The following is a 21154-nucleotide window of genomic DNA, read 5'->3' on the forward strand; positions in this document are numbered from 1 at the left end:
ACGGACTATTGCGGGATTGACTTGGTCACGTCCCCATCCGGCGAAAGAAGGATGAGTCCACCTTGATCGGTTGCCGCCACATATCCGCCATCGGATGTGGGGGTAGCATGAAGAAGGTAGGTATCTCCAAAATTGTCGGCCACAGTTGAAAATCCGACGTCGGTCTCCAGCGAATGGACCACACCAGTTCCCAGAACGAAGGCATGAATGCCGTCCGCGTTCACGTCTACAGACGAGACCGGAGCGGTGCTCTCATAGATCCTGACCCAGCTTCTGCCAACGTCGTCGCTTTTGAAAAGACCCGAATTGGTCGCGGCATATACAGTATCGGGAGAGACCGCGGATGCGGCAAGGTCGATCATACCATCCGGCAGCAACCCAATCTCCACCCAGCTGCGCCCGGCATCCTGGCTCCGCTGCAGGCTGGTGCCGCGATAAACACCGTAAATGACGTCGGGATCGGCAACGCTGACAGTCATTTGATGGAAATCGACCGGACCACCGATACCTTCAGCGATCTGGGACCAGTTCGCGCCACCGTCCACGCTCCCGATTATCCCCAGATTGCCACCCGTGATCGGATGACCGCTGGCCCAGAAGACTTCCTTATCGGTGGGGTGGACGGAAAACCCCATGAAGTCGTCGCGGCTATTTCCGAGTAGGCGTGCCGTTTCCTGGTCAATATCTACGCTCCACAGTCCGTGGTGCGTTGCCATCAGGACTTCGCCGGCATTCTCCTGGGGCACCAGGCCATGGACGTGGGTCGCCGACAGAACGTCGCCCAACGGCTGAGTCTCCTGTCCCAGTGCCGCCTGTGAGAGCGTTGCGGTCGCGGCAACCAGAAATGCTGCCGTGAGGCCAACTTTAAAAATCATCTTTGTCTCCACTAATCGGTGTGCCAGTCCCGCCCTTGGGGGACTGGCACGTGTTGGTTCAGGCTTCGACCTGGAACTCGGTCATCATGCCGGTCGAAAGATGCGGCATGTGATGGCAGTGCAGCATCCATCTTGCTGCTTCGCCCGCGTCGATCGCGATTGTCACGCTGGCCATCGGCGGGACATAGACGGTGTCCCGGACAGCCCCCGAGAACCGGCGGGCGTTGACGCCGACCACCTGGAAGGCGTGGCCGTGCAGATGCATCGGATGGCCCATCATCGACATGTTGTGGAACATCAGCTCAACGCGCTCTCCACTCTTGGCAACGATCGGCCTATGCTCACCCCAGCCGCGACCATCGATTGTCCACACATAGGGCGACATCGACCCATCCAGCATCACCATCTGGCTCTTGGACACCGCGCGGTCGGGGAGGGGGGCGATGGCTCGCAATTGCCCTTCCTGGGAAAGATCCACGTCGAATGCAGGTGAGGACGTGTCCGCCATACTTGAGATTTGCGGAACAGCCACCCCGCTCGAGGCGAGGACAAGGCCGGTCCGTTCGCGCTCGCCCTCGCGGAGCGCCAGAATTGGAAAGGCGCGCGCTTCGGACGGAAGATCAAGGTCAATATCGAGACGCTGACCCATCGCGAGACCGAACCGACTGCCGCTCAGGGGAACCACCTTATGGCCGTCGACGGCCACCAGTCGGCCCTCGATTCCGGTGTCGATCCAGAAGGAGGTCGCGGACGAGGCGTTGATGATGCGCAGCTTGACGCGCCCACCGCGCTCGACGCGAACCACTTCAGGGTCTTCGAGTGTGCGGTCGTTGGTGAGATAGGCATCGAAATCGAAGTCGTTGAGATCCATGGCCATTGTGGACATGTCCGCCATGTCGCTCATGTTCATTTGCCCCATGTCCATGCCGCCATGATCCATTCCATCGGGAGAGGCCGCGTTCATTTCGCCATGCCCGGCGTCCTGGGCAATCTCCTCGAGAATTTCCTGGGGATCCTTGAAAGAGAAATCGTGCAGGAACATCACCACTTCCTGCCGGTCTTCGGCGATATCCTCGGCGTTGCGGACGACGAGCGGCGCAGCGAGGAGGTTCATCTCCTGGATCGGCACGTGGCTGTGCATCCAGTGCGTGCCGGCAAGCGGCTCGAAATCGAAGTCCCGGGTTTCGCCGGGAATGAGCTTGGGCCGTGGCAGATCGGGAACGCCATCCTGGCTGTTGGGCGGTATCTGCCCGTGCCAGTGGATGATGGTTTCCACGTCGAGGGCGTTCTCGAGGGTGAGCTTAAATCGCTCGCCTGGATCAAGGATGAGACCCTGGCGGCCGCCGGCCCCCGTAATGCCATAGACGGTAGCGGCCTTTCCGTTGATGTCGAGGGTGCGGGTGGCAGCGATAAGCCGGCGGGCCGATTCCTGCGCCTGTCCCATGCGCGGAAGGGCAGTGGTTGCCGCAAGGGCGGCGGTTGCCGTGAGAAAACCACGGCGGGTCAGTGTGCTTGTCATTTTGAAAATCCGATCGATGCGCGCAAGGCGCAACTGCGTGTTACCGCCCGTTAGGCGGCGCGATAGACAAGGATCGGATTGATTTTTGGAGGCCGGCGGCCCGGCTCGGGCGCCAACGATATTTGACGAAGGTCGAGGGCCGGGACCGATTTGATGGCCAAAGCCAGCGGTGCTTCCAGACCGACCGGCTCGGACAGCGAACCGGCAACGGCGCATCCGGTTGCGCAAACCGTATCGTGGTGCAGTCCGGAGATGGGGGGCGTGCGATCCTCATCGGCCATCGACATCGCCATGTCCTGGCTGATCTGATGCCCTTTGTGGAGCAGCATGCGGCTGCCATCGCCTGCGGTCTGTGCCCACGACATCGCCGTCGCCGACACCAACAGTGCGACAATGGTGACGATCCGAAATATGAACGACGCAGTCATGTGCATAATCGAACGCTACGCTGCAACGAAAGCAAAATAAAGGCGTTCGGAGCTGCCCCGGCGCGACATATCGCGCCGGGGCCATGTCTCACACAGGCTCTGGAGAATATCCCGCTTCTGCTATGACGCGTTTTAGCGCGTCGCCGGCCTGAGCACTTTCAATGCGGACCAAGTGCGTGTCGAGATCGACATCCACCTTTGCGGCCGGATCGGCACTCCTGACGGCCTTTTCGATCGTTCCGGCGCAATGGCCGCATGTCATGTCCTGAACTTTGAACTCATGCATGGGTTTATCCTTTCTGACTCGGTGCCGGTAAGCATGGGGTTTCCCACCGTTGGAGGGTCAAGTGCAATTTGTATCTTGACCTTACCATGATTGGAAGGATTATATCGCTTGGCAGTTTCAAAATGAGGACTGCGAAAATGAACCAGATGACACCCAGTGGTCGCCTAAGATCGCTCGATCTCGCGATCGAGGGGATGACTTGCGCGTCTTGCGTCGCCCGGGTCGAAAAATCCATTCGCGCCGTTCCGGGGGTCTCAAGGGCCTCGGTCAACCTCGCGACAGAGCGGGCGAGCGTAGAATTTTCCAGCGAGACGGATTCGCGACAGATCGTCGAAGCTGTGCGAAACGCCGGATATGAACCGTCGGCGACCGAAACCGTCACCTTGGATATTGAGGGCATGACCTGCGCCTCCTGCGTGGGGCGGGTGGAAAAGACTCTCAAGCTGGTCGACGGCGTGATCGATGCCTCAGTCAATCTTGCCACCGAGCGTGCAACGGTAGAAGTGGTCCCGGGTACGGCAGGCAAGCAAGAACTTGCCCGTGCAGTCGAGACCGCTGGGTATGCGGTCCGCCACGTCGAGGCGGACGCACAAACCTCCGATCGGGAACAGGTCAAGGAAGCCGAGGCTGTTGCCTTGCGCAATGGAACGCTGTTCGCCGCCGCGCTCACCGCTCCCCTCTTCGTTGTCGAGATGGGGTCGCACTTTATTCCCGCGGTCCACATGTTCGTCATGGACACCATCGGAATGCAGACCAATCGGTATCTGCAGTTTGTCCTGGCGACCATTGTCCTGTTCGGGCCAGGCCGCAGGTTCCTCACCAAGGGCTTTCCCAATTTGTGGCGCCGCGTGCCCGACATGAACTCCCTGGTAGCCCTTGGAGCCTCCGCGGCATGGGGGTATTCGGTCGTCGCAACCTTTGCACCCCAATTGCTGCCGACCGGCACCAGCAACGTTTACTACGAGGCCGCTGCGGTGATCGTAACGCTGATCCTGCTCGGCCGGTATCTCGAAGCGCGGGCCAAGGGGCGCACCGGCCAGGCCATCAAGAGATTGGTCGGTCTGCAGGCCAAGACGGCGCGGGTCGAACGCAATGGTTCAACTGTTGAGATCGCGCTGGACGCTGTCGTTGTGGGCGATGTCATCCATATCCGCCCCGGAGACAAGATCCCGGTCGACGGCCGCGTGCTCGAGGGTTCGTCTTATGTCGATGAGGCCATGATCACGGGTGAACCTGTGCCGGTTCAAAAAACTCGGGACGACGAGGTCGTCGGCGGGACGATCAACAAGACAGGCGCCTTTACCTTCGAAGCGACACGGATCGGGCGCGACACGGTGCTGGCACAGATCATTTCGATGGTCGAAGCGGCGCAGGGTGCAAAGCTGCCGATCCAGGCTTTGGTCGATCGTGTCACCGGTGTCTTTGTGCCGATCGTCATCGGTGTCGCGACCCTGACGTTTCTGGTCTGGCTGACATTTGGACCCTCGCCACAATTGAGCTTTGCATTGGTCAATGCCGTCGCGGTGCTCATCATTGCCTGCCCGTGCGCCATGGGCCTTGCAACACCGACCTCGATCATGGTCGGCACCGGGCGGGCAGCCGAACTGGGCGTTCTGTTTCGCAAGGGCGAAGCCCTGCAAACTCTGCGCTCGGCCGACATCGTTGCGCTGGACAAGACCGGAACGCTGACGCTTGGACAACCCGCGTTGACCGACCTGGTTGTCGCTCCGGGATTTGACGAAGCCGAGATCCTCAAACTGGTCGCGAGCCTCGAGCAACACTCCGAGCATCCGATTGCCGAAGCGATCGTGCGCGGGGCAAACGCCCGGTCGATCGATCTGGTAAACGCCAACGACTTCGCCGCCGATCCCGGCTTTGGCGTCACGGGCACCGTCGAGGGGCACCAGGTTCTGGTCGGCGCCGACCGGGCGATGAGACGCGCGGGTGCAGCGGTGGATATTTTCGCCGACAAGGCAACCCAATTTGCCCAGGCCGGCAAGTCCCCGCTTTATGCGGCGATTGACGGGAAATTGGCGGCGATAATCGCTGTGTCCGATCCCATCAAGCCCTCCTCTCGGGCCGCTATCCAACGTCTGCACGAGCTTGGACTCAAGGTGGCCATGATCACCGGAGACAATGAACGCACGGCCAGGGCCGTTGCCAATCAACTTGGCATCGATGAGGTCGTGGCCGAGGTGTTGCCCAGCGGCAAGGTCGACGCGATCAAGTCCTTGAGAGGATCGGAGCGCCGCCTCGCCTTCGTCGGTGATGGCATTAACGACGCCCCGGCACTGGCTGAATCCGATGTGGGCATCGCTGTGGGAACGGGAACCGACATCGCCATCGAAAGCGCCGATATCGTGTTGATGTCGGGCGATCTGCGGGCGGTCGGTGATGCCATCGCCATCAGCAAGGCGACGATCCGCAATATCAAGCAGAACCTTTTCTGGGCGTTTGCCTACAACACCATCCTGATCCCGGTGGCCGCCGGTGTGTTTTATCCGATCGGCGAGATCCTGCTGTCCCCGGCTCTGGCCGCCGGCGCCATGGCCTTCTCAAGCGTGTTCGTACTGGGCAACGCCCTGCGGCTGAGGCGATTTTCGCCTCGGCCGGGACACGCGGGCAACGATAACTTGCGGCAGGAAACCCGCAATGAAATGGAGATCGCAATATGAACATCGGACAGGCATCCAGCAAGTCAGGCGTTTCGACAAAAATGATCCGCTACTACGAGTCGATCGGACTGGTCGCGCCAGCCCACAGAACTGAGGCAGGCTATCGCGTTTATGAGGACCAGGACGTGCATTCGCTTCGCTTTATCAGCCGGGCGAGAGACCTTGGGTTTTCCGTCGATCAGATGCGCGAACTTCTGGCGTTATGGCGGGATCGCGATCGCGCCAGCGGCGACGTCAAGGCAATCGCGTTGGCCCATGTTGAAATGCTTGAGGAAAAGGCGAGGACGCTACAGCAGATGAGCGCAACGCTCAAACACCTCGCGAACAACTGTCACGGCAATGACCGGCCGGACTGCCCGATCATTGAGGATCTGGCCAGGGTAGAGCCGGCCACGGGTTCGCGAAAATCCGTGCCGCGGTTCGGCGTGACTTCGCTATCGGATCCAATAGCTCAATAATTGGTCGCAACGGTCACACTTGTTTGGGTTGTCTACTGATCCTGGGCTGAGACTTGGGCCTGATAGGCGCGTTCGCGCTCGGGCCAGGTGCTTTTGATGTAGTCGAGGACGGACAAGATCTCGTCGTCGGTCAGGATCTCCCCGAAACCGGGCATGTCGCTTTCGTAGTTTCCACCAACGACTGCCGCCACGCCGTCGCGGGTGATGCGGAAAAGTTGCTCGTCACCGTGGTGCCAGGTGTGTCCCGTTTCGTCATGGGGTGGGGCGGGCATGCGCCCGTTAGGCCCGCGCCGGCGCCAATCCGGCTGACCCTCGAGTGCCTCGCCGTGGCAGGCCGCGCAGTTCTGGCGGTAAATCTCCAGTCCTTCGGCGAGGCGATCGGTTCGATCGGCCGTGCCGATCCCACGGTCCGCAACGACCCAGGCAACGACGAAGACAATTGCCGCCAGGGCGACCACGATTGCGATGGTAATGGCGCGCCGCATTGGTTTTCTCAATCCTCCGGGGAGGGAAACAATACATCAGTGAAACCCGCCAGCCGATAGCTGACAAGACCAATCCATTCATGTGCGGCCAGGTCCGTTGCCGCCAATCCGCTCGAGGCCACTCCTGTCGAGGCAGTGCCGGCGGGAGTGGTTCGGTAGTCGACGGGATAGGGCAGGACATCGAGCCCTGCCCTGTTAAAGCAGCCAACCGCACGCGGCATGTGGCTCGCTGACGTCACCAACACCCAATTTCCGGTCGCACGGTCGGCAAGGACTGCCGCGGTTTCCCTTGCATTCTCGCACGTATTTCGAGAACTTTCTTCCATCGATATCCGTCCCGGTGCGACGCCGGCATCGATAAGGGCACGCCCCGCCAACTCGGACTCGGTGAGGCTGCCATCGTCTGCCAGGTGTCCGCCGCCACCGGACAGAAAAATTTCCGCCTCGGGATAGCGCGCCGCCAGGATGAGCGTCTCGACGATCCGCTCACCCGCTTCGTTGAGAACCAGCGCGCTTCGGCCATAGGAGATGTGCGTATCGACAGCGCCCCCAAGTACGATGATACCGGCGATTTCATCGGGCAAACCAGTTTTCGGAAACCGGTTTTCTAGGATGCCAAGTGCGAATACCCCAAGCGGCGACCAAGCCGCCAGAACCAATCCCGCGGTCGACACCGTTCCGAGTGTGAGTGCGAGCCGGCGAAGGCGGAGCGCCCCTAAAACCAGCGCCATGAGAATTGCCAGCAACAATATGTTGGACGGCGTCACAAAAAAGTCGAGTATCTGGGAAAGGGCAAAAAACATGAGAACCTCCCGTTGGCACGGCCTCCTAACATCCCGGTCACCAACAAACGATTGATGTCGAAATCGACTTGACCTTCCAACCATTGGAAGGAACAACTTCGGACTGCCTGTGTGGCCTCGATCAAAGCTCTGATGGGGACATCCGTTTATGGCAGCAAATGCAGCAAAGAGGCTTCGAAATGGACCAGCATCAGCATCACCACAGTGCCCACGGAACTGTCGGGGCCCAGGAGTCGACAGGGCACGACAAGCATGCCGGTCATTCAGTATCGATGTTTCGCGACAAATTCTGGCTCTCACTGGTCCTCACGGTGCCGACACTCATTTGGGAGCCCATGATCCAGGAATGGTTTGGCTATACGGCTCCCCGATTTCCCGGATCGGACCTGGTGCCTCCCGTATTCGGAACAATCGTGTTCATCTACGGCGGCTGGGTATTTTTGCGCGGCGCGGTCGGTGAACTCAGGGCTCGCTTGCCCGGCATGATGACGCTGATCTCGCTGGCCATCACTGTCGCCTTTACCTATAGCCTGATCGTTCTCCTGGGATTTGATGGCCATCCGTTGTGGTGGGAACTGGCCACCCTGGTCACCATCATGTTGCTTGGGCACTGGATCGAGATGCGCTCGATCTCCCAAGCCCAGGGTGCGCTGAACGAATTGGCCAAACTGCTGCCCGACACGGCTCTTCGAATCACGGAGAACGACTTGACCGAGACCGTTCCCGTTTCAGATCTCAGAGCAGACGATATCGTTCTGGTTCGGCCCGGCGCTTCGATCCCCGCCGACGGGGTCGTTGTTTCCGGGCGGAGCGCGGTGAACGAGGCCATGATTACCGGCGAGTCGGCATTTGCCGACAAATCGGAGGGCTCGGAGGTTCTCGGCGGTACGGTAAATGGACAGGGATCCCTGCGTGTCAAGGTGCTTCAAACCGGCCAGAAGACCGCGCTGGCCGGCATCATGCGCCTGGTTTCGCAGGCCCAATCGTCGCGCTCTCGCGCCCAGGCTCTTGCCGACAGAGCCGCATTCCTGCTCACGATCGTCGCAATCGTTTCCGGAGGCGTGACGTTTCTCGCCTGGTCGTTGGCCGGCGCGCCCATCGACTTCACCATAACGCGGGTGGTTACCGTGCTGGTCATCGCCTGTCCGCACGCGCTTGGCCTTGCGGTTCCGCTCGTTACCGCCATTTCGACAACGCTCGGCGCACAGAACGGGCTGCTTGTAAGGGACCGTCGCGGTCTTGAAGAGGCGCGCAATCTCGACACCGTGGTTTTCGACAAGACCGGAACATTGACGCTCGGAGCACATAGGGTCGTCGAGTCCGTTCCGGCGGATGGCGAGGACGCTGACGAAATGCTTTCCCTTGCGGCCGCGGTCGAACGCGATTCCGAACACCCCATTGCCCAGGCTCTGCTCAAGAGCGCCGAGGATGCAGGACTTGCCCTGCCGCCGTCGTCAGATTTCCAATCGGTAGCCGGCAAGGGCGTCCAGGCGATCGTCAATGGTCGGCGTCTGTCGGTAGGTGGTCCGGCGTTGCTAGAGGAGCGCAACGCTGTTCCTGATGAAGGCATGGAGCGAGCAAAACGCCGATTTGATGACAACGGCCAGGCGGCGATCTTTCTGCTTGAGGGTGATGCCGTGCTGGCCGTGTTCGCCATTGCCGATCAGGTGCGTCCCGAATCGGGGGAGGCCGTCGCAAAACTTCAGTCCATGGGCATCGAGGTTGCCATTTTGACAGGTGATTCCGAGGCCGTTGCACAGTCGGTGGGCCGGAAACTTGAGGTTGGCACCGTTTTCTCGGGCGTACTTCCAGACCAGAAGGCACAAAAGATCGAGCAATTGCAGGGTCAAGGCAAGCGCGTCGCCATGGTGGGCGACGGCGTTAACGACGCCCCGGCGCTCGTGACCGCAGATGTCGGTGTGGCGGTCGGAGCCGGGACCGATGTGGCGGTCGAGGCAGGCGACGTGGTTCTGGTGCGATCCGACCCACGCGATATCTCTCGCATCGTCACCTTGAGCCGGGCCACCTACCGCAAGATGCTCCAGAACCTTTGGTGGGCCGCCGGTTATAACATCGTGGCAATTCCGCTCGCCGCGGGCGTCCTTTTTTGGGCCGGTATCGTCCTTTCACCTGCCGCGGGCGCCGTGCTGATGTCGGCAAGTACCGTCATTGTTGCCATCAACGCACAATTGCTCCGACGGCTGAATCTCGACCGGTAGCGCCACGGGGGTCACCGCAAGGTGGTTGCCACTCCAGCGGTTCGGGGCGCCGATATCGGCGCCCCGTTCCTCTCATGCGCCACAGGCGACATAGCCGCCATAGCCGACCCGCAGCTCGGAGCCGATCTCGAAGATCATGGTGGCGTCGCTCCGATCGGCGTCCCATTCCTGTGGCTGTTGCTCAGAAGTCAGGGAGATCCGGATGTCGCCGGCCTCGTATGCGGCGGAACCTTCGGAGTCCGCCAATGACATTTCGACCAATGCATTGTTGACTTTGACAAGGGCGGCCCCAGTGCCCCGATCGAAGGCGAACACGGGTTCGCCGTCGCTGGTGTAGGTGAAACTGCAGACTTCGGTTGACGACAATTGCTGCTGGATCTGCTCGGCTTCCAGGATTTCAGGATCGAGCGCCGCTATCTTTGCCCCCTGGAGTGCGGTGTCGGGAGGCATGACCCGGGCAGGGGCGTCTCCGAGTGCCGGATCGGCAACGTCGCCGTCCTCAGCAAGATCGGCGATGAGATATTTCATCTCGGCGATTTCCCGGTTCTGAGCGGCGATGATTTCGTCGGCCAGCTTGCGTACGCGGGGATCGGAAATCCGGGCCCGGCTCGAGGTCATGATGGCGATCGAGTGATGGGGAATCATGGCTTGCATGTATTCGCTGTCATTGATCGTGATCTGACTGCGAACCAGCCAGAGTGAACCGGCGAAAACGATGATGCCGCTGGCAAAGATCGCGATGTTGAGCTTTGTGTTCTTATACATCGAAAGCATGAAGCCCAGCATGATGATGGCCATGGTGCCGCCCATCAAAAGCGCCATCCAGGCGCGCGTCTCGCTCCAGAAAACGTGCTCGAAGGCATAGGTGTTGAGATACATCAGACCGAACATGACCAGCGTCGATGTGGCGATCATGGCGGCAAAGCGAAGATACATTTTCATGAAGAGTCTCCGTAGATAAAAGCTAGGGGAAGGGTTTGGGCGCGATGCCCAGGCTTCATTTCGGAGGCGGCAGAGCGGCCGGAACGGTCACGGGAGTGGACAAGATCGTTGCCTTGGGCGCCAGTATGGGGTCGCCGAAACTGGGGGCCGCGCCTGTCGAGATGGGCATAATTGCGTGTAGGCCGCAATGAAGATCCAACGGTTCCCCCGGGGCCCAGCCCGCGTCATGATGCTGGACGGCCGCGGCCTGCGCAGGCTCGACGTGATGGGCAGCATCCGGTGCAGCATGCGCCGCCTGGCAAGCCGCTCCGAAGGCGAGCACCACAAACAGGACAATGACCGACATGGAGTGCTGATGTCCGGCCCGCCGGAGACTCATAGCAACCTCATCATCAAGAGCCGCATGACGACCATCATGAGCTTGTCGGTCGGTAAAGGATGGCTGCTTTGTCGCTTGAACCCATGATCTAGCCCTTCGTTCAGGTGATAAACGGAAACCTGGCGCAAAAGTTCATGGCGATGGCATGTATAGGGCGAGGCGAAGTCTCGACAGGCCCCCAAGGTTCCCGGGCGGAGCTCTCAAATTAAATTCATTTCGTTCAATGAAACTATTTGGCGCGCGCTGCGTAATTCATTGCCAGAGGCGACATTCATCATTCGTCGTGATGAGGTTGGGCTCTATCTTAACCACCAAGGAGAACATCATGCTGAAACAATCGATAGTCGCGCTTGCACTTGCCTCGAGCGCTTTGGTTGCAGGTCCCGCTCTGGCTGATCATCTCAATATTGAAACTGATGGTATCCAGGTTGATGGCGACATGGTCACCATAGCCTCTGTGCTTATCGATGAACCTGGTTTCGTGGTCATTCATGAGGTGCTCGATGGCAGCCCTGTGGTGCCGGCGTCAATTGGCCATGCTTATGTCGAAGCCGGAACGACGGACGGCGTTGAGATTACCACCGACTACCCGCTTGCGGATGGCGCCGACTACATCGCCATGCTGCACTACGACACCGACGGCGATGGTGAGTATTCATTCGGCGAGGGGATGACCGACGTTGATACGCCGGCGCTTAACGCGGAAGATGCTCCCTATGTTCAGCCCTTCACCGCTGGCGCCTCGATGATGTAGATTCCGGTAACCCATTGATGGTGGCTCCATCGCGGAACCAGTATCGAGGGCCCGTAGCGTGACGCTGCGGGCCTTTTGTCATTCGGGCCGTTAATTGGTGTCAGTGGTGCTGTGATGGCAGCGCCAGGCATGGCCCCTAGAGCGTGTCCAGCAAAAGTGGAAACGGTTTTGCGGTTCGGACGCGCGACAAAACAAAGGTTTAGAGCCGAGGATTTGATTCAATCAGATCCTGAACGGCTCTAGGGCGCGTTCAGCAAAAGCATGTCCTCGACCCGATCGGGGATTGAAACGGTTTTGCGGTTTGGACGCGCGACAAAACAAGGAGTTAGATCAAACCCGCGATTCGAAGAAGGGCGGATTTGATCTAAGAGACGCGGGCCCAGGCGCCAACCAGGCGTGGGTAAAAGATGCTCGGGTCATCGCCGGCCTGGGCTTCGTTGATGAGCCGCTCGTGCAGCGTGTCGATTTCGATTTCCGCCGCGCTGGCTATTCCCAGGGCTTCCATCGCCGACATCAGGCTACGGGTGGATTCGACGATAAACGCGAATCCGCCGACATCCTGATCGTTGCTGATGCGGGTCAGGCCGATCATTTCGGGGGTAAGGCCCGCGGTCCTGTAAGCGGGATACAGGGCAGCGCCCATATCGGCGGTTCGACCTGAGCGCCGGTAAACCTCGCTGATCCGCTCGATGCTTTGGTGCAAAAGCGGCAGGGCGGGCTGTGCATAGGAGGTGGAAATATCGAACTCGATAAAGCTCACCAGTGTGCCCGGTTTTAGCCGATTTGCCAGTCCAGCCAGGGTCGCGCCGGGGTCGGTCATGTGAAGCAGAAGGAACCGACCGGTCACCGCGTCGATGTCGTCGGGGATTTCCATGGTCTCCAGCGTCCCCGAGACGAACGAGACATCGAGCCCTTTGACCTGAGCCCGCGCGCGGGCGACCGAGAGTGCGGCCTGTGAAGGGTCGAGGCCGACAACCGCGCCCTCCGGCCCCACAATGTCGGCCGCTATAAGGGAAACATCGCCCACGCCGCAACCAACATCGAGCACGCGCATGCCCTTTTTCAGTCCCGCCCGCACAAGAATATCACGGGTCAGGTCGGCAAACAGGGCCGCCTGGCGCTCCAGCCGCACCAGTTCGCGTTCGGAATGGCCCAATATGTAGGCCTGTTCTTGTGCTTGGGGCTGGAGGTTGCTCATGGATGTCCTCTGGAGATGAATTGCCGACAGGAAAATTTGGAAACGTCGCTGGGAAGGCTCTCTATGGCGCTGTTAACGCGGCTTACACGCGCGCTCGGATAGGCTGGATCGGTTGGTATCCTGAGCGGAACCCGAGATGTTGTACAGGCGCATAAAGACAAGGCAAACAAGTATCGCTCTGTCCGAAACCCGGACGGATGGGTTTCCCGTGCTGTTTTTGCATGGCAATTCGAGTTCCAGCGCCGTTTTTGCCCGACAGTTCGAAAGTGAACTTGCAAGCCGGTATCGCCTGATCGCGCTGGATCTGCCGGGGCACGGTGCATCCGAGGATGCGGATGATCCCAAGGCAGCCTACACCATCCCCGGATTTGCCAACACCGTCGCCGAGGTGCTCGATGCCCTGGCGATCGATCATGTCGCCATCATTGGATGGTCGCTTGGCGGTCATATCGGCATCGAACTGCTTGAGCGGGACGCGCGTATCGCGGGCCTGATGATCATGGGCACGCCGCCAATATCGCGCGGGATTTTTGGCATTCTGCGCGGATTTCAGCCCCAGTTCGACCTGACGCTGACGACCAAGGGACGGCTGACGCGCCGGGAGATGGACAGGCTCGCCCGCCTGTGTTTCGGCGATGCGCCACCGCAGGAATTGCGCGATGCCATAGCGCGCACCGACTGGCGCATGCGAAAGATTCTGGGGCATGGCCTGATGATGGGAGCCGGGGTCGATCAAAAAAAGGCGGTCGAACATAGCCCCGTTCCTCTCGCGGTGGTCAATGGCGAGCGGGAGCCGTTCGCTCGCCTTGAGTACCTCGCCGGCCTCGATTATGCCAATCTCTGGGACGGGCAATGCCATATCGTTCCTGGGGCGGGACACGCCCCGTTTCTTGAAGCCCCGGAACAATTCAATGGGCTGCTGGGCCGGTTCATCGACGATGCTGCCGCGTTCGCCGTGATCAACCAGACGTCCAGCCTTGGCCGGCGCCACGGGTGACGTCCCGAGCTACCAGAACTGCGTTGGGTTTTAGTGCAGGTTTGCCGGTTCCACGCGCCCCGAGAACACCGCGGTCGCCACCTTTTCGAGGGTCGAGTGGCTCGGGCCGAACAGAAAGTCCAGTTCAGCAGCTGTCGCATTCATAAACGGGTAGCGGGCAATCACGCTCTCGCGCACCGCACAATAATCGATGCCCATCAGGCTCAACTGCTTTTTCAGCCCATGGTACTGGCGTGGTGGGCACAGTGCCCGCATGCCGAACAGGCGCCGATAGAAAGCCTGATGCTCCACCCGCACTGAGGCCAGGCCCAGATTGGCGCTGTAATATTCCGACGCCAGAAAACCCAGCCTTGCCGTGATGTAGGGCAATTCAGGGTGCAGTCCACTCATCGAGGGATGCACGGCAAATCGGGTCGGATCGACGACGACGTGCCCCTTGTCGATTTCCGGTCTGAGGGTTTCGGGAAACGCGTCGACCGTTGGGGAGTGTGGATTGTCGGGGCTCGCGCAATGCACGCGAATGGTGCTGGCCATCACCCCGTCCATATAGACCCCGAAAACATGGCCATTGTCGGCATGGTCATAGTCGTCCGTCAGGCGCTTTTCGAAGCCGATGGGAATCATGCCCTCGCGAACATAGGCCTCGTAGCGCAGGCTGAACGCATGCTCGCGCTCGCCGAACCCTTCAAGCCGGCGATACTCGACCCGGTCAAGAAAATCGATCAGGCGTTGGGAAAACGAAGTTGTCCCAACTGATGATACGGAACTCATGAACTGCCCCCTAAACCGTACAAAACACACCTTTAACCAACTTTTAACCAAGGTCAATTGTCGGAGGTTGTCCGGCCGGGATGCTTAACTGCCTTTGCCGCGTTTAGTATTGCGATGTTTGGCAGTTAAGTCATGAATTAACGCAATATTAACCAAGTACTATTCGCGCTAGCGAGCGTAGGTCATTCGTTTCCGAAAAAACGTTCCGTAGATTTTAAGAAAATCGGCGGTAAATTGCGCCTTCCTGCGTGGCGCAATCGACTACAGCACTGGTTATGAGATGGTAAATAGTTAAAATTGCCACGGCGGGATGAGCGAATTTTAAAAAGTTCTAATTTATATCATATTGGTCCTGCAGGGGTATGGCGAATTAACCATGGGTATAGTCTCTCCCGAAAACGCGCCCAACCTGCCCGCCGAGGTCTACATTTCCTCGGTGAGCGCTCTTTATAGAGACAGGCGTTCGCTTTTTTCAGGAACCGCGAGTGCTATCGCGGCCTCACTTGTGACGGGCTGGATCAGCGGCATCGTCTGGCTGGCCATGTGTGCCTTTCCGCTGGCCCTGACCGGCTTCCTGCGCTGGATGGACATGAACGCTTACGAGCGCAATGCCGCGAGCCCCCAGACGGTGGCGCAGGCTCGCGACTGGGAGCGCCGCTACATCGTGGGTTCGTCCACCTTCGCGATGCTGCTCAGCCTGTGGTGTTTCCTTGCCTTTGCGCTCTCTTCGGATCCGGCCGTGCATCTTGTGAGTTTTGCCGTTTGCCTGGCCTATATGATCGGTATTACGGGCCGTAATTATTCCTCCGACCAGCTTGTTACCTTCACCACGGCATGCGCTGCGATCCCGATGATCATGGGGCTTCTGCTCCATCTCGAGGCAGCCTACCTGTTTCTTGCGGTGGTCCTGGTGCCGTTCTTTCTGAGCGTCAGGACCATCGCAACACGGCTAAGGTTCACGCTCTTTGACGCCGTTGTCGCGTCGCACGATCTTCGCGCGCTTGCCACCCATTTCGACACCGCGGTCAACAACATGCCGCATGGGCTTTGTATGTTCGGAGGCGATCAGAGGCTCGTCGTTTTCAACGACCGCTTCACGGGCATGCTCGATCTCGATGAAAACGCCGCCTGGAAAGGGCAGGACGTCGTGTCTGTGCTCGAGACGGCGCTGGTGGCCAATCTCGTTCCGCCGGAAACGAGCGAAGCCGTTCTTGCCGCGTTCGGGAAGTGGAACGAGACCGGGGACAAAAGCGCCCTGGTCATCGACGCGTCGGGGCACAAGGTTCTTCAATTCACGTTCCAGGCTATCAAGGCCGGCGGCTTCGTGCTGCTCATCGAGGACATCACCGAAAAGCGCAAGGCGGAAGCGCGGATCGAGCATCTGGCCCGCTATGACGCCTTGACCGGGCTGCCCAACCGGTCCCATTTCCAGGAACAGTTCGAAACCGTGATTGCGCGCGGCCGCCACTGCGCGCTGCTGTTTATCGATCTCGATCAGTTCAAGGTGGTCAACGATACACTCGGTCATCCCTGCGGCGATGCCCTCTTGTGTCAGGTGGCAGACCGCCTGCGCAAGGTGATGAAGTCCTCCGATATCATCGCGCGGCTCGGCGGAGACGAGTTTGTTGTCCTGCGCGAGCTCAAAGGGCCGACCGAGGAGGCGGGCCTCATAGCTCAGCGGGTCATCAGGACGTTGAGCGAAGTGTTCACAGTCGACAACCATCAATTCGTCATCGGGGCGAGCATAGGGATCGCGCTGGCGCCGCGTGACGGCACGAGTTTTGAACAAATGCTCAAATGCGCGGATCTGGCGCTCTACACCGCCAAGTCCGATGGACGCGGGGTCTGGCGTTTTTTCGAACCGGAAATGGATGCCAAGGTACAGGCGCGCCGGGCGTTGGAGATCGATATCCGCAAAGCCCTCGACGACGGAAATTTCGAGGTGTTTTTTCAGCCCATCGTCAATCTGCGGTCGGGAAGAAGCTCGGTTTGCGAAGCGTTGGCGCGCTGGCGGCACCCCGAGCGGGGATTGATATCGCCCGACGAATTCATTCCCGTCGCCGAGGAAACCAACCTGATCATCGAGCTTGGAGATTTCATACTCCAGGAGGCCTGTCGGCAGTGCATGACCTGGCCCGAGGGCGTGCACGTGGCAGTCAACATCTCTCCCGTGCAGTTCCGGCGTGGCGATGTCATTGCTTCGGTGCTCTCGGCCCTCGACCGCACCGGATTGCCGGCCCATCGCCTTGAGGTCGAGATCACGGAATCGCTGCTTCTGGAAAATACGGCTGCCATCCGGACTACACTGGAGAAGCTGCGCGGCCTGGGCGTGCGCGTCTCGCTCGATGATTTCGGTACGGGCTATGCGAGCCTGAGCTATCTGCACCATTTCCCGCTCGACAAGGTCAAGATCGATCGCTCCTTCCTGCAGGATGTGGAGGTTAGCAATCGCTCGCGCCGCCTGCTCGCCGGTGTCGCCAATCTCAGTTCGGAGTTGGGCATGTCGGTGGTTGTCGAGGGCGTGGAAACGCACCGGCAGCTTGCCCTGCTTCTGGAGCAGCCCGGCGTCGATGAAGTTCAGGGGTTCCTCTTCTCGCCGCCCGTCGCGGCCGCCGAGATCACCCGCTTTTTAGCTGCCGGAAGCTTCGACTTCGAAAAGGTCGCCTAGAGCGTGTCCAGATAAAGTGGATACCACTTTATCGGTTCGGACACGCGACAAAACAAAGGTTTAGAGACAAGGATTTGATTCAATCAAATCCTGAACGGCTCTAGGTCGCGAACCTGCAGTTTTGTTCAATCAGCACACGCCGGTTTCCGATGGGCACAGGATGCCCACGTCCAGATCGTAGCGTTCGGCCAGTTGGGCCAATGTTCCGTCGGTGCGAATGTCGGCCAGCGCGGATTCCACCGCGCGCTTGAGCGTCAGATCGCCTTTCCAGAACCCCATTCCCAGCGGAATGCGTTCGAGGGGCGCTCCGAGCACCGTGATGTCGAGACCGGCGTCGGAAAAAGTGGTGCTGGCGAGCAGCGCCTCGGTGATTGCTGCGTCATAGTCGCCAGCCTCCATGCGCGAGCGCAGCGTTGCCGCATCGTTGACGATCGTCGCTGTAATTCCGCGCTGACGGATATATTGCCCCAGCCCGATCCGATCCAGGCCCGTAAGTCCGGCCAAGAAACCCACCGGGCTTTGCACCGTCTCGACGGTGACGCCGGGGGGTGCAATCAGGGCCCAGCCGGTTACGAGATGGGGCTGTGTGGTGTCGAGGAAAGAGCTGGTCGTCGAGTTGATGGCGATGCCACCGGCCAGCATCTGGCACTGGGCCCGGTTGATGCGCCAGTTGCGCGGGTTGAAGTCGCGTCCCATCGAAGCGTTTGAAACGATATTGAGCCGCCATCCGAGCCGTTCGGTGATTTCCTGCATCAACTCGACTTCGAACCCTGGCATGTCCGCATCGTCGGTGACGAGTGGCGGATAAAGGGTGGGCATGCACACGCTCAGCCGGCCGAGCCGGTCGACCTCGTACCGGGCGTTGTCGGGTGGCAGGAAGCTGACAGCAAACAGAAGCGCAAAGCAGAGCGCCAGTGGAACCATGTCGAACAGCCAATGCCGCTTGCGCGGCCTTGCAGCGGCGGGAGCGGACATCAGACTTTCCTGAACTCCCACATGGCCAGCACAAACAGCCCGACGGCCATGACCCCCACCACCTGAAAGCCCAGGGCCGGATCGAACTGGTTGAACTTGATGAGGATGCCGCGCATGGCGTCAACGGCATAGGTCAGCGGGTTGTACTCGACGATGATGACCAGCCACTCGGGATAGGTCACCAGCGTCTGGGCGCGGGTCAGCGCCGGATCAAGTGGAAACACCGAACTGGCAGTGAAATAAAGCGGCAGGATCACCGCATTTGAAAAGACCCCAAAGCTCTCGAAACCGCGCACGTAATTGGCAATGACGATGCCGAAGGCGGTCAACCCGAACGCCAGGGCGAACATCAGGCCGATTGCCACGAAGATTGTTTCCCATGTGAGGATAACGCCGACAAAGCGCGCTACCACCAGAACCATGCAACCGTGAATGACGGCGGTGGTCGCGCCGCCCAGAACCTTGCCCAGCAGGATCATGTTGCGCGACATCGGGGAAACCAGCACCTCGCGCAGGAACCCGAATTCGCGATCCCAGATCAGCGAAACCGCCGACTGGATCGAGGTGTAGAGAATGTTGAGGACGATGACCGCGGGGAAGATGAACTGGAGATAGGTGTAGGGCACCACGAACCGCACTTCGCCATAGACTTCGCCACGGAAATAGGGATTGAGCCCGATTCCCAGGATCAGCACCCACAACAATGGCCGGCTGATCCCGCCAATCAACTGTCCCTTGTCGCGCAGAGAGCGTTTGACCTCGCGCAGCCAGATGGCATAGACGCCAACCAGTTGTCCCCATATGGCTGTCATCGGGAGCTCCTATTCATTGAGATTACGGCCGAAGAATTCGGAGGCCGGGTCGGTGAGAACGAGTTCGCGAATGCGGTTCCACAGGTAAGACCGCAATTCGAGGAACCGCGGATCTGCGCGCATTTCGACGGTGAGCCGGGGCCGTGGCAGATCGATCTTGATAGTTTCGAGCACCTTGCCCGCTCCCATCACGACGATCGTATCGGCCAGCACCAGCGCTTCATCGACGCTGTGGGTAACAAACATCACCGTCGGGGTCAGCCGCCGCCAGATCGAAAGCAACTCCCCCTGCATCAGCTCGCGCGTCTGGGCGTCGAGGCTCGCGAAGGGCTCGTCCATCAGGAGCACGCGGGGTTCCCCGGCCAGCGCGCGCGCCAACGCCACGCGCTGCTTCATGCCGCCCGAAAGCTGGGCCGGGTACGCTTTGGCCGACCGCGACAACCCGACGAGGTCGAGATAGTGCCGGGCCCGCTCGGCACGTTCGGCTTTCGAAAGCTCAAGGCTTTCGAGGGCGAACTCGATATTGGCCTGCGCGCTGGCCCATGGGATCAGGCGGAAAGCCTGAAAGACAAAGCCCATGTCGGGTCCCGGTTTGGGCGGCTGGCCGTCGATCCGGATAGCTCCCCCATCGGGGGTGATCAATCCATTGGCCAGCCGCAGCACCGTGGTCTTTCCGCATCCCGAGGGGCCGATCAGGGCGACGAATTCGCGTTCTGCGATGTCGAGTGAAACGCCATCGATAGCCGTATTGACGGCGCCGTCCGGCTGGACGAATCGTTTCTGGACATCTGTGAACGTGAGCAGGGCTTTCGACTCCTGCGGCTCGGCTGCCACGCGATTACCTCCCGGGAAACGGACGACGCTCATCGATCGGCCGGGTCCATACTGTCGTCTGTGCCCAGTTCGGCAAGAACGGCATCGACCGGCCCGAAATCGACCCAGTCTTCCAGCGCCAGCTGCTCGAAATTCGTGAAGTCTTCGGTTTCGTACAGCCAGTCGCTGGTAAAGCCGAGTTCCTGGGCGCTCATGCCGCCGTTGACGCTCCAGCTTCCGACGAAGGATTCCGCCAGCATTTCGAGCACTTCGGGGCTGACGTCGGGGCGAGCCTCGATCATCGCATCGACCCACATCTGGGGGTTTTCGGCGAAGTCGCGCGAGAGCTTGGTCAAGGCGCGGATCACAGCCTGGACGTCGTCGGGCCGTTCGGCCATAACGTCGCCGGTGACTGCGTTTACCTTGTTGACCACCGGAGCACCCTCATAATAGGCGTCCTGATCGATCAGCACATGCAGCCCTTCGGTATCGGGAAGTTCGCTCCATACGCCGATCGACATGGTCGTGGCATCGACCTGGCCGGCCAGAAGCGCCTGCGCGCGGATATCGGGCTGGCCAAGCGAGACGATCTCGGAATCATCGATTGAGACGCCCTGACTCGACAGCACCAATGTCGAAAGCGAGTGGTCGAGACTTCCCACCCGGCCAACGCCAAAACTGCGGCCCGCGAGATCGGCGGGCGTTGCGATGTCGTCCTTGGATGCAATGAGGAACGGCAGGGATTTGTTGGGCGAGGTCACGGCGCGGAAATCGGTGGCGCCATTATGGATCACTTGCAAAAGCGCATCGACGCCGATATTGGCCATCTCTCCTTCGCCCGATTGCAGGGCGGCGATGGCCGATGGGGTCTGCTGAACGCGGATCAGTTCGACATCGATGCCTTCCGCTTCGAAATAGCCTAGCTCGGCGGCCAGATCCATTACCGAGTTCGGCACCAGCGGCGGCTCGAGATGGGTCAGGATCAGGCGGAAGGGCTCGCTCGATTGCGCCAGCCCGGCGCCGGTCATCAGGGCCAGGCTCGCGACCGATCCGGCCAGAGCCAGTATCATTGATTTCGTGGTCATTTACTCTCTCCC

General features: G+C 60.0%; 20 protein-coding genes. 7 read left to right on the forward strand and 13 right to left on the reverse strand.

What is annotated here, in order from left to right; all coding sequences use genetic code 11:
• Positions 1 to 5: 5 nt before the first annotated feature.
• The 4 genes from ACP148_RS04475 to ACP148_RS04490 all read right to left on the reverse strand — a co-directional run bounded on the left by ACP148_RS04475 (position 6) and on the right by ACP148_RS04490 (position 3108).
• Positions 6 to 875, reverse strand: a complete 870-nt coding sequence (locus ACP148_RS04475; RefSeq protein WP_421951391.1) for a WD40/YVTN/BNR-like repeat-containing protein — start codon at positions 873 to 875, stop codon at positions 6 to 8.
• A 58-nt stretch (positions 876 to 933) separates the two neighbouring features.
• Positions 934 to 2394: a multicopper oxidase family protein gene (locus tag ACP148_RS04480; RefSeq protein WP_421951392.1), complete on the reverse strand. Its 1461-nt coding sequence runs from the start codon at positions 2392 to 2394 to the stop codon at positions 934 to 936.
• A gap of 50 nt (positions 2395 to 2444) precedes the next feature.
• Positions 2445 to 2822 carry a DUF2946 family protein gene (locus tag ACP148_RS04485; protein WP_421951393.1) on the reverse strand — a complete coding sequence of 126 codons (378 nt, stop codon included), beginning with the start codon at positions 2820 to 2822 and terminating at the stop codon, positions 2445 to 2447.
• A gap of 88 nt (positions 2823 to 2910) precedes the next feature.
• The gene (locus tag ACP148_RS04490) at positions 2911 to 3108 is read right to left on the reverse strand and encodes a heavy-metal-associated domain-containing protein (protein ID WP_421951394.1); all 198 of its coding nucleotides are present in this window, start codon (positions 3106 to 3108) and stop codon (positions 2911 to 2913) included.
• Between the two features lie 137 nt (positions 3109 to 3245).
• Here ACP148_RS04490 and ACP148_RS04495 point away from each other — a divergent pair, with 137 nt between their 5' ends.
• Together ACP148_RS04495 and cueR are read left to right on the forward strand one after the other, a co-directional pair.
• Positions 3246 to 5783 (forward strand): heavy metal translocating P-type ATPase, encoded by a 2538-nt coding sequence (locus tag ACP148_RS04495; protein WP_421951395.1) that lies wholly within the window; start codon positions 3246 to 3248, stop codon positions 5781 to 5783.
• Complete coding sequence (cueR, locus tag ACP148_RS04500; protein WP_421951396.1) at positions 5780 to 6241, forward strand: Cu(I)-responsive transcriptional regulator; 462 nt, start codon at positions 5780 to 5782, stop codon at positions 6239 to 6241. The genes ACP148_RS04495 and cueR overlap by 4 nt, the downstream gene beginning before the upstream one ends.
• A gap of 32 nt (positions 6242 to 6273) precedes the next feature.
• On the opposite strand, the gene ACP148_RS04505 is transcribed toward cueR, so the two are convergent.
• Positions 6274 to 6726 (reverse strand): c-type cytochrome, encoded by a 453-nt coding sequence (locus ACP148_RS04505; RefSeq protein WP_421951397.1) that lies wholly within the window; start codon positions 6724 to 6726, stop codon positions 6274 to 6276.
• Between the two features lie 8 nt (positions 6727 to 6734).
• Entirely contained in the window at positions 6735 to 7529 is a 795-nt protein-coding gene (locus ACP148_RS04510) for a YdcF family protein (protein WP_421951398.1), read from the reverse strand.
• Positions 7530 to 7708: 179 nt separating this feature from the next.
• Here ACP148_RS04510 and ACP148_RS04515 point away from each other — a divergent pair, with 179 nt between their 5' ends.
• Complete coding sequence (locus tag ACP148_RS04515) at positions 7709 to 9748, forward strand: copper-translocating P-type ATPase (protein WP_421951399.1); 2040 nt, start codon at positions 7709 to 7711, stop codon at positions 9746 to 9748.
• A gap of 72 nt (positions 9749 to 9820) precedes the next feature.
• Here the strand turns inward: ACP148_RS04515 and ACP148_RS04520 are convergent, their stop codons facing one another.
• A complete protein-coding gene (locus ACP148_RS04520; protein WP_421951400.1) occupies positions 9821 to 10690 on the reverse strand; it encodes a DUF305 domain-containing protein in 870 nt (289 codons plus the stop codon).
• A gap of 226 nt (positions 10691 to 10916) precedes the next feature.
• Between ACP148_RS04520 and ACP148_RS04525 the strand changes: the two genes are divergently transcribed.
• Together ACP148_RS04525 and ACP148_RS04530 are read left to right on the forward strand one after the other, a co-directional pair.
• Complete coding sequence (locus ACP148_RS04525) at positions 10917 to 11156, forward strand: hypothetical protein (protein ID WP_421951401.1); 240 nt, start codon at positions 10917 to 10919, stop codon at positions 11154 to 11156.
• A gap of 238 nt (positions 11157 to 11394) precedes the next feature.
• Positions 11395 to 11823, forward strand: coding sequence for a DUF7282 domain-containing protein (locus tag ACP148_RS04530; protein WP_421951402.1), 429 nt, complete (start codon positions 11395 to 11397; stop codon positions 11821 to 11823).
• A 364-nt stretch (positions 11824 to 12187) separates the two neighbouring features.
• Here ACP148_RS04530 and ACP148_RS04535 read toward each other — a convergent pair whose 3' ends face one another.
• On the reverse strand, positions 12188 to 13021 hold the full coding sequence (locus ACP148_RS04535; protein WP_421951403.1) for a class I SAM-dependent methyltransferase: 834 nt from the start codon (positions 13019 to 13021) through the stop codon (positions 12188 to 12190).
• Between the two features lie 208 nt (positions 13022 to 13229).
• Here ACP148_RS04535 and ACP148_RS04540 point away from each other — a divergent pair, with 208 nt between their 5' ends.
• Entirely contained in the window at positions 13230 to 14018 is a 789-nt protein-coding gene (locus ACP148_RS04540; RefSeq protein WP_421951404.1) for an alpha/beta fold hydrolase, read from the forward strand.
• Between the two features lie 30 nt (positions 14019 to 14048).
• Here ACP148_RS04540 and ACP148_RS04545 read toward each other — a convergent pair whose 3' ends face one another.
• The gene (locus tag ACP148_RS04545; protein ID WP_421951405.1) at positions 14049 to 14789 is read right to left on the reverse strand and encodes an N-acyl amino acid synthase FeeM domain-containing protein; all 741 of its coding nucleotides are present in this window, start codon (positions 14787 to 14789) and stop codon (positions 14049 to 14051) included.
• Positions 14790 to 15165: 376 nt separating this feature from the next.
• On the opposite strand from ACP148_RS04545, the gene ACP148_RS04550 reads away from it, so the two are divergent.
• Positions 15166 to 17457, forward strand: a complete 2292-nt coding sequence (locus ACP148_RS04550) for a putative bifunctional diguanylate cyclase/phosphodiesterase (protein WP_421951406.1) — start codon at positions 15166 to 15168, stop codon at positions 17455 to 17457.
• Positions 17458 to 17586: 129 nt separating this feature from the next.
• Here ACP148_RS04550 and ACP148_RS04555 read toward each other — a convergent pair whose 3' ends face one another.
• From ACP148_RS04555 to ACP148_RS04570, 4 genes are read right to left on the reverse strand one after another with little or no spacing between them, the layout of a single operon-like run.
• Positions 17587 to 18432 carry a substrate-binding periplasmic protein gene (locus tag ACP148_RS04555; RefSeq protein ID WP_421951407.1) on the reverse strand — a complete coding sequence of 282 codons (846 nt, stop codon included), beginning with the start codon at positions 18430 to 18432 and terminating at the stop codon, positions 17587 to 17589.
• On the reverse strand, positions 18432 to 19244 hold the full coding sequence (locus ACP148_RS04560) for an ABC transporter permease (RefSeq protein WP_425033154.1): 813 nt from the start codon (positions 19242 to 19244) through the stop codon (positions 18432 to 18434). Before ACP148_RS04560 ends, ACP148_RS04555 begins: the two co-directional genes overlap by 1 nt.
• Before the next feature lie 9 nt (positions 19245 to 19253).
• Positions 19254 to 20078 carry an ABC transporter ATP-binding protein gene (locus ACP148_RS04565; RefSeq protein WP_425033156.1) on the reverse strand — a complete coding sequence of 275 codons (825 nt, stop codon included), beginning with the start codon at positions 20076 to 20078 and terminating at the stop codon, positions 19254 to 19256.
• A 29-nt stretch (positions 20079 to 20107) separates the two neighbouring features.
• Complete coding sequence (locus ACP148_RS04570; RefSeq protein WP_425033157.1) at positions 20108 to 21142, reverse strand: ABC transporter substrate-binding protein; 1035 nt, start codon at positions 21140 to 21142, stop codon at positions 20108 to 20110.
• Positions 21143 to 21154: the final 12 nt, after the last annotated feature.

Origin of the sequence: Pelagibacterium sp. (genome assembly GCF_965249125.1) — a bacterium.
Classification (GTDB): Bacteria; Pseudomonadota; Alphaproteobacteria; order Rhizobiales; family Devosiaceae; genus Pelagibacterium.

What these genes read in the sequence shown, in the direction of transcription:
- ACP148_RS04515 (WP_421951399.1), top strand. Translation starts at nt 7,709, where the DNA reads ATGGACCAGCATCAGCATCACCACAGTGCCCACGGAACTGTCGGGGCC.
- ACP148_RS04490 (WP_421951394.1), bottom strand. Translation starts at nt 3,108, where the DNA reads ATGCATGAGTTCAAAGTTCAGGACATGACATGCGGCCATTGCGCCGGA.
- ACP148_RS04555 (WP_421951407.1), bottom strand. Translation starts at nt 18,432, where the DNA reads ATGTCCGCTCCCGCCGCTGCAAGGCCGCGCAAGCGGCATTGGCTGTTC.
- ACP148_RS04530 (WP_421951402.1), top strand. Translation starts at nt 11,395, where the DNA reads ATGCTGAAACAATCGATAGTCGCGCTTGCACTTGCCTCGAGCGCTTTG.
- ACP148_RS04550 (WP_421951406.1), top strand. Translation starts at nt 15,166, where the DNA reads ATGGGTATAGTCTCTCCCGAAAACGCGCCCAACCTGCCCGCCGAGGTC.
- ACP148_RS04505 (WP_421951397.1), bottom strand. Translation starts at nt 6,726, where the DNA reads ATGCGGCGCGCCATTACCATCGCAATCGTGGTCGCCCTGGCGGCAATT.
- ACP148_RS04495 (WP_421951395.1), top strand. Translation starts at nt 3,246, where the DNA reads ATGAACCAGATGACACCCAGTGGTCGCCTAAGATCGCTCGATCTCGCG.
- ACP148_RS04475 (WP_421951391.1), bottom strand. Translation starts at nt 875, where the DNA reads ATGATTTTTAAAGTTGGCCTCACGGCAGCATTTCTGGTTGCCGCGACC.
- ACP148_RS04535 (WP_421951403.1), bottom strand. Translation starts at nt 13,021, where the DNA reads ATGAGCAACCTCCAGCCCCAAGCACAAGAACAGGCCTACATATTGGGC.
- ACP148_RS04560 (WP_425033154.1), bottom strand. Translation starts at nt 19,244, where the DNA reads ATGACAGCCATATGGGGACAACTGGTTGGCGTCTATGCCATCTGGCTG.
- ACP148_RS04570 (WP_425033157.1), bottom strand. Translation starts at nt 21,142, where the DNA reads ATGACCACGAAATCAATGATACTGGCTCTGGCCGGATCGGTCGCGAGC.
- ACP148_RS04525 (WP_421951401.1), top strand. Translation starts at nt 10,917, where the DNA reads ATGATGCTGGACGGCCGCGGCCTGCGCAGGCTCGACGTGATGGGCAGC.
- ACP148_RS04510 (WP_421951398.1), bottom strand. Translation starts at nt 7,529, where the DNA reads ATGTTTTTTGCCCTTTCCCAGATACTCGACTTTTTTGTGACGCCGTCC.
- cueR (WP_421951396.1), top strand. Translation starts at nt 5,780, where the DNA reads ATGAACATCGGACAGGCATCCAGCAAGTCAGGCGTTTCGACAAAAATG.
- ACP148_RS04485 (WP_421951393.1), bottom strand. Translation starts at nt 2,822, where the DNA reads ATGACTGCGTCGTTCATATTTCGGATCGTCACCATTGTCGCACTGTTG.
- ACP148_RS04480 (WP_421951392.1), bottom strand. Translation starts at nt 2,394, where the DNA reads ATGACAAGCACACTGACCCGCCGTGGTTTTCTCACGGCAACCGCCGCC.
- ACP148_RS04545 (WP_421951405.1), bottom strand. Translation starts at nt 14,789, where the DNA reads ATGAGTTCCGTATCATCAGTTGGGACAACTTCGTTTTCCCAACGCCTG.
- ACP148_RS04520 (WP_421951400.1), bottom strand. Translation starts at nt 10,690, where the DNA reads ATGAAAATGTATCTTCGCTTTGCCGCCATGATCGCCACATCGACGCTG.